Source organism: Labilibaculum sp., from assembly GCF_041595635.1.
Lineage (GTDB): Bacteria > Bacteroidota > Bacteroidia > Bacteroidales > Marinifilaceae > Labilibaculum.
In genome coordinates this window covers 65,204-81,715 of the sequence record NZ_JBFHJW010000011.1, presented here as the reverse complement: position 1 = coordinate 81,715, position 16,512 = coordinate 65,204, and the positions used below count along the sequence as shown (strand labels likewise).

General features: G+C 35.5%; 18 protein-coding genes. 8 read left to right on the top strand and 10 right to left on the bottom strand.

What is annotated here, in order from left to right:
- A partial coding sequence (locus tag ABYT26_RS05400; RefSeq protein ID WP_372751870.1) for an NUDIX hydrolase occupies positions 1-562 on the top strand: 562 nt, incomplete at its 5' end.
- 26 nt (positions 563-588) lie between these two features.
- On the opposite strand, the gene ABYT26_RS05395 is transcribed toward ABYT26_RS05400, so the two are convergent.
- The 7 genes from ABYT26_RS05395 to ABYT26_RS05365 all read right to left on the bottom strand — a co-directional run bounded on the left by ABYT26_RS05395 (position 589) and on the right by ABYT26_RS05365 (position 6,787).
- On the bottom strand, positions 589-1,047 hold the full coding sequence (locus ABYT26_RS05395; protein ID WP_372751868.1) for a hypothetical protein: 459 nt from the start codon (positions 1,045-1,047) through the stop codon (positions 589-591).
- A gap of 198 nt (positions 1,048-1,245) precedes the next feature.
- Positions 1,246-1,878, bottom strand: coding sequence for a class I SAM-dependent methyltransferase (locus ABYT26_RS05390; protein WP_372751867.1), 633 nt, complete (start codon positions 1,876-1,878; stop codon positions 1,246-1,248).
- Between the two features lie 70 nt (positions 1,879-1,948).
- Positions 1,949-2,197: a VF530 family DNA-binding protein gene (locus ABYT26_RS05385; RefSeq protein WP_372751866.1), complete on the bottom strand. Its 249-nt coding sequence runs from the start codon at positions 2,195-2,197 to the stop codon at positions 1,949-1,951.
- 64 nt (positions 2,198-2,261) lie between these two features.
- Positions 2,262-4,469, bottom strand: coding sequence for a radical SAM protein (locus ABYT26_RS05380; RefSeq protein WP_372751865.1), 2,208 nt, complete (start codon positions 4,467-4,469; stop codon positions 2,262-2,264).
- 48 nt (positions 4,470-4,517) lie between these two features.
- A complete protein-coding gene (locus ABYT26_RS05375; RefSeq protein ID WP_372751864.1) occupies positions 4,518-5,654 on the bottom strand; it encodes a DEAD/DEAH box helicase in 1,137 nt (378 codons plus the stop codon).
- A 70-nt stretch (positions 5,655-5,724) separates the two neighbouring features.
- A complete protein-coding gene (locus ABYT26_RS05370; protein ID WP_372751863.1) occupies positions 5,725-6,009 on the bottom strand; it encodes a putative quinol monooxygenase in 285 nt (94 codons plus the stop codon).
- Complete coding sequence (locus ABYT26_RS05365; protein ID WP_372751861.1) at positions 5,999-6,787, bottom strand: S-adenosyl-l-methionine hydroxide adenosyltransferase family protein; 789 nt, start codon at positions 6,785-6,787, stop codon at positions 5,999-6,001. The genes ABYT26_RS05370 and ABYT26_RS05365 overlap by 11 nt, the downstream gene beginning before the upstream one ends.
- Before the next feature lie 125 nt (positions 6,788-6,912).
- Between ABYT26_RS05365 and ABYT26_RS05360 the strand changes: the two genes are divergently transcribed.
- The gene (locus tag ABYT26_RS05360; RefSeq protein ID WP_372751860.1) at positions 6,913-7,896 is read left to right on the top strand and encodes a PhoH family protein; all 984 of its coding nucleotides are present in this window, start codon (positions 6,913-6,915) and stop codon (positions 7,894-7,896) included.
- A 144-nt stretch (positions 7,897-8,040) separates the two neighbouring features.
- On the top strand, positions 8,041-8,988 hold the full coding sequence (locus ABYT26_RS05355; protein ID WP_372751859.1) for a phosphoribosylaminoimidazolesuccinocarboxamide synthase: 948 nt from the start codon (positions 8,041-8,043) through the stop codon (positions 8,986-8,988).
- Between the two features lie 123 nt (positions 8,989-9,111).
- On the opposite strand, the gene ABYT26_RS05350 is transcribed toward ABYT26_RS05355, so the two are convergent.
- The 3 genes from ABYT26_RS05350 to ABYT26_RS05340 are packed head-to-tail and all read right to left on the bottom strand — an operon-like array spanning position 9,112 to position 10,061.
- On the bottom strand, positions 9,112-9,480 hold the full coding sequence (locus ABYT26_RS05350) for a translation initiation factor (protein WP_372751858.1): 369 nt from the start codon (positions 9,478-9,480) through the stop codon (positions 9,112-9,114).
- 6 nt (positions 9,481-9,486) lie between these two features.
- Positions 9,487-9,672 (bottom strand): PLDc N-terminal domain-containing protein, encoded by a 186-nt coding sequence (locus tag ABYT26_RS05345; protein ID WP_372751872.1) that lies wholly within the window; start codon positions 9,670-9,672, stop codon positions 9,487-9,489.
- 53 nt (positions 9,673-9,725) lie between these two features.
- The gene (locus tag ABYT26_RS05340) at positions 9,726-10,061 is read right to left on the bottom strand and encodes a TraR/DksA family transcriptional regulator (protein WP_372751857.1); all 336 of its coding nucleotides are present in this window, start codon (positions 10,059-10,061) and stop codon (positions 9,726-9,728) included.
- A gap of 582 nt (positions 10,062-10,643) precedes the next feature.
- On the opposite strand from ABYT26_RS05340, the gene ABYT26_RS05335 reads away from it, so the two are divergent.
- The 5 genes from ABYT26_RS05335 to ABYT26_RS05315 all read left to right on the top strand — a co-directional run bounded on the left by ABYT26_RS05335 (position 10,644) and on the right by ABYT26_RS05315 (position 16,259).
- Positions 10,644-11,462, top strand: a complete 819-nt coding sequence (locus tag ABYT26_RS05335) for a sulfide/dihydroorotate dehydrogenase-like FAD/NAD-binding protein (protein WP_372751856.1) — start codon at positions 10,644-10,646, stop codon at positions 11,460-11,462.
- Between the two features lie 87 nt (positions 11,463-11,549).
- Positions 11,550-13,052, top strand: a complete 1,503-nt coding sequence (gene gltA, locus ABYT26_RS05330; protein WP_372751854.1) for an NADPH-dependent glutamate synthase — start codon at positions 11,550-11,552, stop codon at positions 13,050-13,052.
- A gap of 12 nt (positions 13,053-13,064) precedes the next feature.
- The gene (locus tag ABYT26_RS05325) at positions 13,065-13,523 is read left to right on the top strand and encodes a ferritin family protein (protein ID WP_372751853.1); all 459 of its coding nucleotides are present in this window, start codon (positions 13,065-13,067) and stop codon (positions 13,521-13,523) included.
- Between the two features lie 164 nt (positions 13,524-13,687).
- Positions 13,688-14,143, top strand: a complete 456-nt coding sequence (locus ABYT26_RS05320) for a ferritin family protein (protein ID WP_372751852.1) — start codon at positions 13,688-13,690, stop codon at positions 14,141-14,143.
- Positions 14,144-14,324: 181 nt separating this feature from the next.
- Positions 14,325-16,259, top strand: a complete 1,935-nt coding sequence (locus tag ABYT26_RS05315; protein ID WP_372751851.1) for a LysM peptidoglycan-binding domain-containing protein — start codon at positions 14,325-14,327, stop codon at positions 16,257-16,259.
- The last annotated feature ends 253 nt before the right edge of the window (positions 16,260-16,512 follow it).

Below are 16,512 nucleotides of genomic sequence, written 5' to 3'. Positions count from 1 at the left end.
TGAACGTTTGGATGAATCGGCGACAAGAATTTTTAAGGAGCTGACAGGATTAGATGATGTTTATAAGAAGCAGTTTCGTACGTTTGGAAATCCGGAGCGAATAAAAAATGAGAAAGATTCTCTGTGGTTGAAAAGTTCGGGAGTTGATCCTCGTGTAATGTCGGTGGCCTACTACTTTCTATTGCCAACCGAAATGGTCGATTTGAGAAATGAAAATATCAATTGGTTTCCCATTAATGAGTTGCCAACTTTAGGCTTCGATCACCAAGAAATTATTGCTTTTGCTTTGGAAGATTTGAAAAATAAAGTAATGAGTGAAGCTGTGATCTTTGAATTTTTACCCGATAAGTTTACTTTGAATGAGTTGCAATTGGCCTATGAATCGGTACTAAATATCGAAATCGATAATCGAAATTTCCGAAAGAAGGCCATGAGTAAAACCTATATTGTTCCGCTAGATGAGAAACGAGTTGGAAATTCTAAAAAACCAGCTCGCCTTTTCATGTTTTCAAAAGATATTTATGAGAAAACCAGTAGTAAAAATCATATTATCAATATCTAAATCATTGACAAATAGCATTTTTTTTATTAAATACTATGAGTAGGTTCTAAAACTTCTAGTTTTAATTCTTCTGAGATTTCGTTAGCTAATTGACTAATATATTGGTCTTCGCCGCTAAGTAATTCAATTTTTTTCTGAGGCAGTACAAGAATGAGTTTGTAAACTAGATTGCTTTCGTTTCTAGCGATGGAAAGTACGGCCATTCCCGTGGTTTCACGCACCCGAATAATTTGAAGATATTTGGCTTGATCGATCGCTATCCATTTTCCTCTTTTAAAAACAAATAGTTGGATACAAGTTCGTAGTAATTTTCTTTGGCCATCAATTTGAAGGCCTGATCGTGTAAAAAGCAAGGGTGTTGCCAAAAGTAATGCTATAATGCCAATTGCTCCTTCCGTAAATAATGCGACTAAGCCTAGTAGCAATAAAAGAATGCCAAGCACGAAAAAATTGAGTGGTAGTTTTCCTGTGGTGTATTGTAGCATCGTTTGTGTATGATTTTATGCTGAAAAGGTAATTAATATATAAAAATTTCACCTAATGTAGTACAAACTATTTTCGGGATTAATTCGTTCGATGTTATCACAAAAGAATAACCCACCTCTTGGATTGAAACCAAAAGATCAAGTTAGATAAAGAGTAAACTGCGTGGTGACAAAGTAGATAAAGTCTACCGAAGTTATCTAAATTGAAAAGATAATTAATCGATTATCGATTTCGACTTTAGAAAATCCGAATTCTTTACCAATCCACTCCAATGTTTGTTTCTGATAGATAAAAACATGAGTAGGATCATTTTTATAGTACCAATTCGAAAAAGGAATGCTTTCATTGTAAACATGAGTCATACAATACAATTTACCTTTCGGGTGCAGTAAATTTTTTAATAGAGTGAATTCTTTATGTGGATGGTAAAAGTGTTCAATTACTTCACAGGATCCGATGTAATCGTATTTTTCTTGTAATAGTTTAGGATAATTGTGAAAGTAAGGATCGTATGTGAAGACTGAATATCCTTTGTCGCGCAACATTTTACTGAGTACCGGACCAGTTCCTGCACCAAAATCGAGCCCTTTGTGTTTGGTATTGAAATCGCGGAGAATGGAATCGGTGATGGGTGAAACAAAATTTTGATAGCCTTTGTCTTCAATATTGTTTTGATGTTGCTGATAATGCTTAACTTCATCTTCTTCACTGGGTCTTGAGTCAGTTGCAACAAAGATTCCAAAGCAGGTTTGACACTGATAATGTGCGTGGTTGTTGCTCTTGTGAAAAAGTGAAGATGTGTTGTTGCATAAAGGACATAAGTTTTGCATTTCTATCTTCTTTATTGATTTTATTTCAAAAAAAAACCTGAATTTGAAGAAACAAGCTATGGATGAAAAATTAGTGTTTTCGAACGCATTTTAAGTAAAGATCTTCTACTTTTTCGCGAGCCCAAGGGGTTTTACGAAGAAATTTTAAGCTCGATTTTATGGATGGATCGCTAGTGAAGCAGTTGATTCTGATCATGCTGCCCAATTCTTCCCAGCCATAGTAAGCCACTAAAAACTCTAAAATATCTACTAGCTTAACACCATGCAAAGGGTTATTTATTTGCTCTCTGCTGTTTGTATTTTCTTTGTTCGATTCCATATTTACTTTCTGTAAATTAACGACTACAAATTGGTAATTAATAATTTTTAATTCTTATTTCGATTTAAAGAACCAGCAATGAATGTTCGCGTAATTCATTAATTGGTTTCGAGTGCCAAAAAGGCTCAAAATCATCGAATTGAGTTTCAAAATCCTTTTTTAAATCAGCTAAAGTCAGTAATTTTTCTTTCTTTACGGATATTTTTTGCAGTACTTCCAATAGCCAATCTCCCTTTTCTTTTTCGAGTGATATTTCATAGCTTTCTGTTTTTTCATGAAAATACATTTTATAGAGTTCCCAGCTTCTACCTTTCTTCGATTTTTTGAGTCTGATTACTTCTGGTGTGCCACCTAGCCACACAATGTTAGCAGAATCTTTCGTTTTGCTATAATTTTCCATTTCCAAACAGTTCTGAATAAAATCAGATTTAATCTTGGTATTGGGGAGTCGAATGCCATCAGGAAGCGGATGAAACCAATCTCGCAGAGGAATCTCGAATCCGAGTCCGTGCATGAAATTGAAAAGGGATTTTTTTAATCCGTAGCTAAATAAATCATGATCGATGCCAGTTTTATCGGTAAATTCCACATCATTATTGGCAAAGGAGATCTCCTTGTGTTTGGGAGTTATGCCATATGCCGATGGGTTCAATCCAACTGGGCTATGAGCGGTGAGCGAAAATTGATGCCAATAGGCCGACTGCACAATTCCCAACTCGAAAATTTGGCGAACAACTTCCAGGCTATCAATTGTTTCTTGTACTGTTTCTGAGGGAAAACCATACATTAAATAGGCATGAACCATAATGCCTGTTTCGGTGAGATTTCGGGTTACTTGGGCTACTTGTTCGAGGCTTACTCCTTTGTTAATGAGTTTTAGTAATCGATCCGATGCAACTTCTAATCCTCCCGAAACAGCTATACATCCAGATGCTTGCAGAAGAGTGCAGAGATCTTTGGTAAAGCTTTTTTCGAAGCGAACATTCGTCCACCAGGTAATGTTCAGCTTTCGCTTGAGGAGTTCCAAAGCGAAAGATTTCATGAGGGCAGGAGGAGCTCCTTCATCTACAAAATGAAAGCCTTTTTCACCTGTTTGGGCGATAATCTCTTCCACTCGGTCTACCAGAAGTTTTGCGCTATTGGGTTCGAATGATTTGATGTAATTTAAAGAACCATCGCAAAAGGTACATTTTCCCCAGTAGCAACCGTGTGCCATGGTCATTTTGTTCCATCGTCCATCACTCCACAAGCTGTGCATTGGGTTGGCAATTTCAATCACCGAAATGTATTTGTCGAGTAGCAAATCTGAGTAATCGGGCGTACCCAATTCATGTTGTTTGTAATCAGCTTGCTTAGTTGTGTTTTTGTATATTACTTCGCCTTTTTCGCAAACAAATGTTCGTTTTAAAGCGGGCGTTTCCTTGGTCGGATGTAAAATATGATTCGCCAAAAGCTCCACTGGCAATTCTCCATCGTCAAGGGTAATGAAATCGATAAAGTCGAATACTCTGGCGTCGGTCAGGCTGCGAAGTTCGGTATTGGGAAAGCCGCCACCCATTACTATTTTTATGTGTGGATATTCTTTTTTTAGGAATTGTGCACAACGAAAAGTACTGTATAAATTACCCGGAAAAGGAACCGAAAAGCAGACTAGTTTGGGTTGGTGAGTTTTAATTTGCTGGTCGAGAAGCTGAATGCTCACTTCATCGACATGAGTTAGTTCTTTCTGTAAAATGTCATGCAATTCGTCGAAAGAGTTAGCGCTTCGTCCTAGTCTTTCCGCATAGCGACTAAAACCAAAATGTTCATCAATACATTCGGTTATAAAGTCTGATAAATCTTCCAGGAAAAGTGTGGCCAAATGTTTGGCTTTGTCTTGCATTCCCATCAAACCAAATGCCCAATCTAAGTCTTCAGGCTGATCGAAGCGAGAGGCTTCAGGAAGAAAATTCTCGGTGCAAATTTGTCGAGCCAGAGTCTGATTTTTCCCTTGCAGGAATTCAACTACATCATTAATAACCAATAAATAATAATCGCGCAGAGCATAAATTCTCTGAGCATTCTCCGAAATAATCTGGTTTTTTTGAAGGGCAATTTCAAATATTTTTTCCAGTCCTTTTTTAGAGAAAAGCTCCAGAATCACCTCTATTCCCAAATCCATTTGATGGGCGTTAATATTTTTCCGAGTTAAAAAGCCTTTGAGATAGGCAGTTGCCGGGTAAGGTGTATTTAGCTGTGTAAATGGAGGCGTTACCAGAAAAAGATCTTTCACAAGTTTTGGTTTAATGAATTGTTGTTTGTTGAGTAAATATACGGCTGCTTATTTTTTAAGCGCAATTTCGCTGTCGATAAGCTGAAGTCTTGTACCTGCTTTTTTCTGAATTACTTTAAAATGATGTTCGTCATTTTCAGTCACAAATGAAATTGCTTCTCCAGGAGACTCGGCACGACCAGTTCGTCCAATTCTGTGAATATAGTCCTTAGGTGATCGAGGTAGGTCGTAATTGACTACGTAAGGTAAAAATTCAATGTCAATACCTCGGGTTAGTAAATCAGTGGCTACTAAAACACGAAGTTTTCCAGTTTTAAACTTGCGTAGATTTTCAGTTCTGGCACCCTGACTTTTTTTGCTGTGAGTACTAGTGGCCTGAATTCCATTCTTGCTCAATTTGTAGGCAACAGCATCGGCTCGATGAGCCGAGGATACAAAAACTAGGACTTGTTCTAATTTATTGCGTTTTATAATATTGCGAAGGAGGGGGCCTTTTTTTTCTTCGGCAACCGAGTAGGCAATCTGATCAATTAAATCGAGAGTGTTTTCTTTGGCTTCTATTTTTATCACCAAAGGATCGCTCAACAGAACCTGTTTCACATCTTTTATGTCTTTGCTAAGTGTTGCTGAGAATAAAAGATTTTGTCGTTTTTTGGGTAGAAGTGCAAAAATGCGATTCATTTCATCCTGAAAACCCATGTTTAGCATCTTATCGGCTTCATCTAGCACTAGGCATTCAGTATCCGATAAGTGAACAGCATTTGAATCAACCAATTCCAATAATCGTCCGGTTGTAGCAATCAACACATCTACCTTGTTCATTGCTTTCATTTGCGGATTGATGGAGACTCCACCATGCACTGCTAAGCATCGAATAGGCACGGGGAGAGCGGACGAAAACTGTTGAAATACCTCTGCAATTTGCATGGCCAATTCGCGTGTTGGTACCAAAACCAAAGTTTTGATGTGTCTGTTTTTGGAAATACTTCCGCCTTGAAGCTTGCTGAGAATAGGCAAAACGTAACTGGCTGTTTTTCCTGATCCGGTTTTTGCAATTCCTAAAATATCTTTGCCATTTAAAATGGCTGGAATAGCTTCTTTTTGAATGGGATAGGCTTCGGTGTAATTTTGATCGGCCAAAGCTTTTTGCAAAGATGAGGATAATCTTAATGATGTAAACGACATATGTTTTGGTTCTGATTCTGTTTTTGAATGGTTTTCGGTTGTAAAGATAAGGGAAATAAAGCTCAATTACCTATTGCTGGGATAAACTCCATGTTTCAGGTTTGCCCGAGAACCATTGCTTTACCGTATTCCAGTTGCCTCGAAAAAAATCGGAATTGCGGTAATGGTTTAAAGCATTTTCCGAACTCCAATGGCTTAGGGTGAAGAATACAGAAGGATTGGATACATCCTGCATAACTTCCAAATGGGAACAACCCTCGAAATTTAGAATATCATCTTTTTCATTTGCAGTAAGATGTTTGAAATCCTGAATGTGATGCTTTTGTATTTCTAGTTTTACAATTCTAATGATCATGAAATTTTATTCTAATATCTGAGTTTATATCCAATTGCAACAGTTCGGCTAAATTTCCTTTGTTAATTGCTATTTCGAGCAAGCCAGAAGAATTGAATAAGGCTAAAAAATCACCTTCGGAGTTTTCGTGGTAATTTTGATTGATTTTGGAGATGCGGTATTGGTTGCTTTGTATCAAAATCTCAAAATTTCTTTCCTGACGGGCAGATTCGAATAATTCCTTGGAAATATTAGTGGTTGCATTTCCATAGGAATCAATGTAAATAATTTGTCCAGTAATGGTTTTTTTCTGGATTAAGGCTCGAATGGGTACCAATCGGAATAAAGATTTTTGTTTCGATCCCAATCCATCAATTCCATTGTTCTCGATAATGTAAGCAGCCGCTTTGGCAAAAACATTAAGTTCTGGAAAAGTATGATAGTTTTCTTCCTTCTCAATATTTTCGATGCGTACGATTTCTTCTGGATCACATTTCATTACCAAACTAAATATGCCATTATCGGCACCAATGAAATATTGATCTTTATATTTTACGGCCACATGAGGATGTTCGGCAGTTTCTTCCGATTTAACTCCTATGATATGAATCGTATTTTTTGGAAAATGAATAAAGGCATTTTTAATGATAAAAGATGCCTGTGATATATTGTAGTTGTCAACATTGTGACTTAGGTCGACCAATTGCACTTCTGGACAGATAGATAGCAATCGCCCTTTAATTGCACCAAGGTAGTAGTCGCGATGTTGCCAATCCGTAGTTAAACTGATAATTGCCATAGTTCGATTTTAAAATAAAAGAGAATTGAAATTATTAAATAGACTCGAAATCAGATTTCTCCTATTACTGTATTACAAATCAGAATTAATAATTAATTTGTAGCCTCAAAAGTAATGAATATTGAATGGAATATATGATCGAAAAGTGCATATCTTTAGGGGTGATTGATCCTCTTGAATTTTATGGGATTAATAATTCAAAATTGACGGTCCTAAAAGAGATGTTTCCTAAATTAAGTATCGTTGGCAGAGGGAACGAAATACTTGCCAGTGGCGAAAAAAAGATGCTTGAATTGTTTGAAAACAAAGTAAATCTACTTATTCAACATTATAATCAGTACAATGTTTTAACGCTAGCTAATTTGAAACGTATTGTTTTGGAAAATGCTACGGATATACAGAATCCTGATGATCCTAAAAGTGTGATTTTGTTTGGAAACAGTGGGAAGATTATTCGTGCACGAACCCCTAATCAGAAAAAATTGGTTGAAAAATCGGCTAAAAACGATATGGTTTTTGCTGTAGGACCAGCTGGTTCAGGAAAAACTTATACCGCTATTGCTTTGGCTGTTAAAGCATTGAGGAATGCAGAGGTGAAAAAGATCATTTTGAGTCGCCCTGCGGTAGAAGCAGGGGAAAACTTAGGCTTTTTACCTGGTGATTTAAAAGAAAAAATTGATCCTTATTTGCAACCACTTTATGATGCTTTGCTTGATATGATTCCTGCTCGTAAGCTGGAAGATTATTTGGAGCTGGGAATCATTCAAATAGCACCATTAGCGTATATGAGAGGAAGAACCTTGAATGATGCTTTTGTAATTTTAGATGAGGCTCAAAACACCACAACCAAACAGTTAAAGATGTTCTTAACACGAATGGGAACTAGTGGTAAATTTATGATTACGGGCGATATTACTCAAATTGATTTGCCTAGAAAACAGCAATCGGGATTGACTCAGGCCTTTCGAATTTTAAAAGATATCAAAGGAATTGCCATGGTTAAGTTTGATAAATCGGATATTGTTCGTCATCGATTGGTAAAGGAGATTGTGTCGGCCTACGAAATTGAGGATGAAAAGCAAGAAAAAAAGAGAGAGAAAAAGGAATAAAACAATTAACTTTGTTCAAAATATGAAAACATAAGGTTTACTATCTTTCTTATGAAAAGTAAGCTTATGTAAAAAGATGATTGGCTGTGAGTTATCAGCATAGTTGAATGAACCGTTTTATAAATTAGTAGAATTTTTGGAGCAATGAAAGAAGCAATTGTTAAAACAGATTTTAATTTCCCAAATCAAAAAAGTGTCTACGTAGGAAAAGTAAGAGACGTCTATAATATTAATGATGAATATCTTGCCATGGTTGTTTCCGATCGTATTTCGGCTTTTGATGTTGTATTACCAGAAGGAATTCCTTTTAAAGGACAAGTGTTGAATCAAATAGCAACTCGTTTTTTAGATGCAACTTCGGATATCGTTCCAAATTGGAAGATTGCAACGCCAGATCCAATGGTAACTGTTGGTCATTTAGCAGAACCATTTATGGTCGAAATGGTGATTAGAGGATATTTAACTGGTCATGCATGGAGAGAATACAAGGCAGGAAAACGAATGCTTTGTGGAATGCCAATGCCCGAAGGAATGAAGGAAAATCAGAAATTTGAAAAGCCTATCATTACGCCAACAACTAAGGCAATGGAAGGTCATGATGAAGATATCTCGAAAGAAGAAATTTTAAAGCAAGGAATCGTATCTAAAGAAGATTATGAAATGCTTGAAAAATATACTCAGGCATTGTTCGCACGAGGAACAGAAATTGCAGCCGAAAAGGGTTTAATTTTAGTGGATACTAAATATGAATTCGGTAAAAAAGATGGCAAGATTTATTTGATTGATGAGATTCATACACCAGATTCTTCTCGTTATTTTTATTCGGATGGATATGCAGAGCGTTTGGCTAAAGGTGAGCAGCAAAAGCAATTGTCGAAAGAGTTCGTTCGCGAATGGTTAATGGAAAATGGTTTTCAGGGTAAGGATGGACAGAAAATTCCAGAAATGACTGACAATAAAGTGAATGAAATCTCGGAGCGTTACATTGAATTGTATGAGCAAATTATTGGTGAAAAATTTGTGAAAGAAGATGCGAAAAGTGTAAATGCTAGAATAGAGAAGAATATTGCAGCTTGTTTAAAAGCATTATAAAATAAATCTTTACAAAGAGATTTAGAGGAATAAAAACAAAACCGAAATCTGTGATGGATTTCGGTTTTGTTTTTTGTAAATCTGCGTAGCAGACCTACTGCTGTTCGTTTTCAAACTTATTAATCATCCACCAACACGTTTTACTTGATAACCTTCAGCTTTTAAAAGATCCATAATTTTATCGCGATGATCGCCTTGAATTAAGATTTCTCCATCTTTGGCAGATCCACCGCCACCACATTTGGTTTTCAGTATTTTGCCTAATTCTTTTAGGTCATCTGAACTGCCAATAAACCCTTCAATTAGAGTCACAACTTTTCCTTTTCGCTGCTTTTTATCCAAAAGAACTCTTAGTTTTTGTTGCTTATTCGGAATTGTTTCCTGTTCTAATTCTTCGTCGTATTCGTAATTGTAATCAGGATTCGTTGAGTAAACGATATTTTTTTTCTTTTTTGCCATTTCTAATTGTTGTAATTCAATTTTATCTTTCAAAGATACCTATTTTCTGTATTTTATGCGATCGTAAAAATAGATAATAGAGCCAATGAATGGAACAAAGGCTACTAATAGTATCCAAATTAGCTTGTCTATCGCTAATAGTTTTCTTTTTAAGATGTCTATAATTGCAATTGCAGGGAGTAAAATGGCTACTATTTTTGTTAGCAGCCAAATGTCAAATATCATCGATGATATCATAAAGATTTTTTAATTTGTGATTGGATGTTCGCAAACTTAAATTAACGATTGGCGCAATTTACACATTTCTTACTTTCAGGCATAATCATGATTCGTCCAATGGGAATCATTTTCCCACATTTTATGCATTTGCCAAAATCATCAGAATCAATATTTTTCAGAGCATTTTTTAGAGCTGTGTATTGACTTTCTTTTTTCCGTAAAGCAGCCTCGTTCACACTTTTATTGTTTATCGCATCCATTCTGCTCACTCTACCAATGGCACAATCAGGAGAAATGGGTTGTGTTAAGTCTTTAAGAACAATAATTTCAGCCTTTAGTTTTTCTATTTTTTCTTTGATCTGATTTTTAAGATAGATTTTTTCGTCCTGTTTCATTTTTTGTTTGTCATTTTGGGATAATCAAAGATAATAGAAAATCTGAGGTTTGTTTATTTTGCGTTTAGGCAAGAAGATGCTGATCAATTTACTTTTTTTGTTCTCAAAATTAAGAGCTGTGGTTCAAGTTATTTGTTGTAATATCCAGACGCAATGGGGATTCTGAGTACCTCAATTCTTCAGTGTGGCTTTTAGTAAAAAAGTTGTTTTGGCAGATTTACTTTAGTTATACCTACACTTAAAGATTGCCAATAATCAGTGCACAAAGAATGAGAAATTGAAGTCACTAGTTTCAGTTGCGTCTTAATATATGTAAATCAATAAAACTAACAAAGTATTAGAAAACTACCCTTTTGCATATTTTTTAATTACATATTTGTAGTTCTATTTAGATTGATCCTAAAGTAATAGTTGAAGCTAATTTATATGTATTTGACTAGGCTAGCTACATACTTCTTTTTACATTTGAAGTGTTAAAGGTTGCTATATAATTAACGTGCAACCGATTGCACAAAATCGGTGCATTTCGAATAATCTTGATATAATTATATAGTATTTTATTCATTTATATTGCTGAAAGTAATGAACAAGATAGTTGAAAAAGAATATTTTTCAGAAAAGATAGTGAAAATGGTGGTAGAGGCTCCTTTAATTGCCAAAGCCCGTAAGCCTGGTAACTTTGTAATTGTAAGAGTTGGCGAAAAAGGGGAGCGTATTCCGCTTACCATATCTGGTGCAGATATTGCAAAAGGAACGATCACTCTTATCGTTCAGAAAATGGGAGTGTCTTCTACTAAATTATGTGATCTCGAAGTAGGTGAACACATAACCGATTTAGTTGGCCCTCTCGGAAAACCAACAGAAATACACAATGTTGGCACTGTGCTTTGTTGCGGTGGTGGTGTTGGTGTAGCACCTTTGTTTCCTATTGTTGAGGCTTATAAAAAAGCAGGTAATCGTGTTATTACTATTTTAGCAGCCCGATCTAAAGAACTTATCATCTTGGAAGATGAAATGCGCAAAAATTCCGATGAGGTGATCATTATGACTGATGATGGATCGCATGGGAAAAAAGGCTTGGTAACCGAAGGCATGGAAGAGGTAATTAAGCGTGAAAAAGTTGATGAGTGCATCACCATTGGTCCTGCTATTATGATGAAATTTTGTGCTTTATTGACCAAAAAATACGAAATCCATACTATGGCAAGTTTAAATAGTATTATGGTTGATGGTACAGGAATGTGTGGTGCATGCAGAGTAACTGTCGATGGGAAAACAAAGTTCACTTGCGTGGATGGTCCTGAGTTCGATGCTCATAAAATTGATTTTGATGAAATGATGTCAAGATTAGGTGGTTACAAAGAGGAAGAGAATGATAAAATGGATCATTTTCACGAGTAAATAGAGAATGATCATTGAGATTTTAAAAAGTAAGATGTGAAATTTTGCTGTTTAGATCTCTGCTGCAATATCTAAAAAAAAAAGACAATGGAAAGGTCTGAAGAATATATAAAGAACGAACGTAAAAAAGAGTGGAGAGTCGAACTCCAAAAAAAGACAAAAGCCAAAGATCGCATGTCGATTGAAAGGGTGGTGATGACAGAGATGGCTCCCGAAGAGCGAATTAAATCACAACGTGTTGAGGTGAATATGGGGTTAAGTAAAGAGCAGGCCATGTTGGAAGCAACACGTTGTATGGATTGTGTAAATCCAACTTGTATGGAGGGTTGTCCTGTAAGTATCAACATCCCAAAATTCATTAAAAATATTGAGCGAGGAAACATATTGGAAGCAGCATCGGTTTTAAAGGAAACCAGTGCTTTGCCTGCTGTTTGTGGTCGTGTATGTCCTCAGGAAATACAATGTGAGAAAAGATGTTTTTACGTTGAAAAATTGAATCTTCCTGCAGTGGCAATAGGTCATTTGGAGCGTTTTGCTGCCGATTTTGAAAGAGAGTCTGGCGTTATTTCAGTGCCTAGATTGGCTGAAGCAAATGGTGTTAAAGTAGCGGTAATTGGTTCTGGTCCTTCAGGCTTGTCTTTTGCTGGTGATATGGCAAAATCAGGCTACGAAGTAACAGTTTTTGAAGCTCTTCATGAAATTGGAGGAGTGCTTAAATATGGTATTCCTGAATTCAGATTGCCCAATGCAGTGGTTGATGTAGAAATTGAAAATCTACGCAAAATGGGTGTCAAATTCATCACCAATTACATTGTAGGTCAAACGGCAAGTCTTGAGGATTTAAAAAACGAAGGTTTCAAGGCATTTTACGTAGGTAGTGGTGCCGGTTTGCCTCGATTCATGAATATTCCCGGTGAAAATTCAAATGGAATATTATCTTCCAATGAATATTTAACTCGTGTAAATTTAATGGGTGCAGATTCTGAAGAATCGGATACTCCAATTTTGCGAGGTAAAAATGTGGTAGTTGTTGGAGGTGGAAATACAGCAATGGATTCGGTTCGTACTGCCAAACGCTTAGGGGCTGAAAGAGCAATTATTGTTTATCGTCGTTCCGAAGAAGAAATGCCAGCTAGAGGAGAAGAAGTTCACCATGCCAAACAAGAAGGCATAGAATTTCTTACCTTAACAAATCCTATTGAGTATATTGCTGATAAAAATGGACGAGTGCAGAAAATAAGAGTCCAAAAAATGGAATTGGGTGAGCCTGATGCTTCAGGTAGAAGAAGACCAATTCCTATGGAGGGATCGGAATATACAATTGATGCAACGGTGGTGGTTGTAGCTGTAGGAGTTTCTCCAAACCCATTGATTCCGAATTCAGTAGAAGGATTAGAGGTTTCGAAATGGGGAACCATTGAAGTTGTTAAAGATAAAATGCAATCTTCTATTCCTGAAGTGTTTGCAGGAGGAGATATTGTTCGTGGTGGTGCCACGGTTATTCTGGCAATGGGAGATGGTAGAAAGGCTGCTAAAAATATGAATCTCTATTTACAAGAAAAATATTTATCAAATAAGGTGGAACACTAAAAACTAGAAAAAATGAAAGAGTTTAATTCACTTGAGGATATTTTAGATTTTGCCATTAATGAAGAGCAAATGGCTGCTGATTTTTATACCGAATTGGCCGGTAAAATGAAGAATCAGGAGATGAAAAATACTTTTGAGCAATATGCTTTGGAAGAAATTGGACACCGAACCAAACTTGAAGCCATTAAAAATGGGAAAAAATATCAAGTTTCCGAACGTAAAATTGCTGATTTGAAAATTGCAGACTATCTAGTAGATGTAGATATTGAGAAGTCGAATATGACCTATCAGGAAGCATTAATTTTGGCAATGAAAAAGGAGAAAATTGCTTTCCGTTTGTATAACGATCTTGCCAAAGCGACGACTGATGAAGCCTCAAAAAAATTATTTTTGATGCTTGCTCAGGAAGAGGCAAAGCACAAACTTCGTTTCGAGGTGGAATACGATTCTAATATTCTTACAGAAAATTAGTGGGTAAATTTATTTTGAAAAGAGTCTTGAATGTTCGAGGCTCTTTTTTTTGTTTTAAAATTCTTTTGCGTTGATCCATACTATTTTGTAACTTTTATGGTTGAGCTGATAAGCATAGAATTGATGCTTTATTGACTAAACTGTTAATAAATAAAATAGGCGAAATGAAAATTTTTAGGACGTTTGAGGAAGTTATCGATTATGCTATTGACAAAGAGATGGATGAAATTAAGTTTTATTCGGATCTTGCAGATCGAATGAATAAGGTAAATTTAAAAGGACTTTTACGTAACATAGCCTTGGAAAAAACGGGTAGAATGCTCTGTTTAGAAAAAATGAAGGATGTAAATGTTGGTTTAAACTTAGATGAAATAGGTAATATGCCTTATGAGTTTTCCTCTTTAAATCAGGAAGATTCCCAAAAGAATTTAAGCGATCAGGATGTTTTGATTCTTGCTATGGAGAAAGAAAAAGTAAAATTTAAATTTTATATTGATATGGCTAATAGTGCTACTGATATAGAATGTAAAGAAACTTTTTTGACCCTTGCCGATGAGGAAGCTCGCCAAAAATTGAGATTTGAGCTCATGTATGATGAACATGTTTGTGTGGAAAATTAACAAAGAAAAAAGATTTGCTTTTGTCGTTTCGAGAAAGAACAAAATTAAAGTTCCTGGCAAGAATTTTAATTTTGTTTTTTTTATGGTTCAATTATTGTAGATATTTTGTTTTCCAAGCGGACTTTAGTATTTTTGTTAGCTATTGTGTGTAAACTATAAATATTTGAAATACAGATAATTAATGAATTATTTTTTTCGAAGTATTCTTCTAATAAGTCTCTTTTTAGGGACCGTAAATTTTACGAATGCTCAAACTTCTTCGATTGAGCTATCTAATAATAAGGTAGTTGTAGGTGGACAAACCTGCTTTCTACATCTTGTAAAAGAAAAACAAACTTTGTTTTCAATAAGTCGAGCCTATGGAGTCGATCTTGCAGTAATTATGCAAGTAAATCGAAAAACTGAGGCGAGTGTAAAAATTGGTGAGATTCTTAGGATTCCAGTAGTAGAGTCTGATGCTACTCTTTCCCCGGTTTTAGTGAAAAAAGAGGATGCGAATTTCTTCTACCATGTTGTGAAAAAAGGAGATACTTTGTATTCTTTGTCTAAGATATATGAAGTTGATATGTCTATGATTACGACTTCAAATCCTAATATGGGACCTAGTTTACGTCTGGGTACTATCATTAAAGTTCCTAAAGTCGAAAAAAAGAAAGTAATTAGCCAAGTGCCCAAACATGATAAAAAATATTACTATCATATCATTCAAAAAGGAGATACAGAGTCATCTATAGCTCGAAAGTTTTTCATGAATCTTCGTAAATTCAGAAAGCTTAATCCTCAAATTAAAGGAAAAGCTCTGAAAATTGGTGATTGGGTAAGAATTCCCCGTTATTTGGTGCCTCCGGAATATTTTGTGGAGAAAAAACCCATAAAGGATACCGTTGATCAAAAGCCGTTTGTTGATACTTTGTTTAGTAAATTGGTTGCAAAACCTGTTTCTCAGAATAAAATTCGAATAGCCTTGTTTTTACCTCTTTATTTAGAGGCGAATGATTCCATCAACAAAATACTAAGTCGCAGAGATACAATTACGATTATTAAAGAGCGTAATCCGAAAATCCTTTTCAATAAATCTCATGATTTTATTCGGTTCTACCAAGGCATACTTCTGGCTGTAGATTCTCTTCAAAAGGAAGGTCTATCAGTAGATCTGCATGTTTTTGATACGGAAAAAAATAGCACAACCGTTCGGTCTATTCTTTCAAGATTAGAAACAACTGAACTCGATTTTATTATTGGGCCAGTTTACCCGAATACTTATTCGCTTGTTGCTGATTTTGCCAAACGAAAAAGAGTTCCAGTAATTTCACCTCTTTCGCAAAGAAATTCCGATTTACAAACCAATCCTTTTGTCATTCAATTGAATACATCCATTCAATCAATTTGTAGAAAGATATCCGATTTTGTGAGTTACGATTTAGATGTAACAAATTTAATTGTAGTTCATCCCGATCGTTATGAGCATTTGAGTGAATATTCCTTGGTTACCGATATTGAACGAAATATGTTTGAAAAGGGAAGGTATTGGGAAAATGAAGGGATATCTTACCAAAAGATTTCCTTTGATGAATACGGAATTTTTGGGATAGAGCGATTGTTGCGCGATACTTGTGAGAATGTAATTTTGATTCCTTCAACATTACAACCATATGTCGAAAATATTATATCGAATTTAAATGTGTTAAGTCAGCATTATGATATTCGTTTAATGGGATTTCCGGTTTGGCAGCGCTACAACAGTTTGGATGCGGAATTATTCTACAATTTAAATTTGAGTGTAATAACGCCATACAATATAGATTATAAAGAGGATAAGATTGTCGATTTTGTAGCTGATTTTAGAGGTGAATTTAGTTGTGAACCAAACGATTTTAGTTTTAGAGCCTACGATATGTGTCGTTTCTTTTCTATAGCTGTAAGTAAATTTGGTACTAGTTTCCCAGATCATTTAAATGAAATCAAATTGGATCTTTTGCAATCGAATTATTCATTTAAAAGAGTGAATGCATTTGGGGGGATTGAGAATCAGGGGGTTCATCTTGTAAATTATTCTCGAGACTTTAAAATTAGACATTTCATTCCTAAATTTCAGGATACAACATCTTCCCATTAAAATTAGGAAGAAGTAGAATAGAATTCAGAGCCGAATCAAAAAAAATTCGGCTTTTTTATATCCGATTACGTAGATTATATCCATTATGGGATGTAGATTTTTGATTCTTTCAGACGGCCTAATGATCCAGACTTTCATGTAATTCTTGAAGATTTTATCCGTAATCGTAGATGTGTTCTACAATTTGACATGTTTGTATCAATCAGTATAGTAGCGTGTTGGAGGTGTTGGTGTGGATTTTGTTTGTAACTAG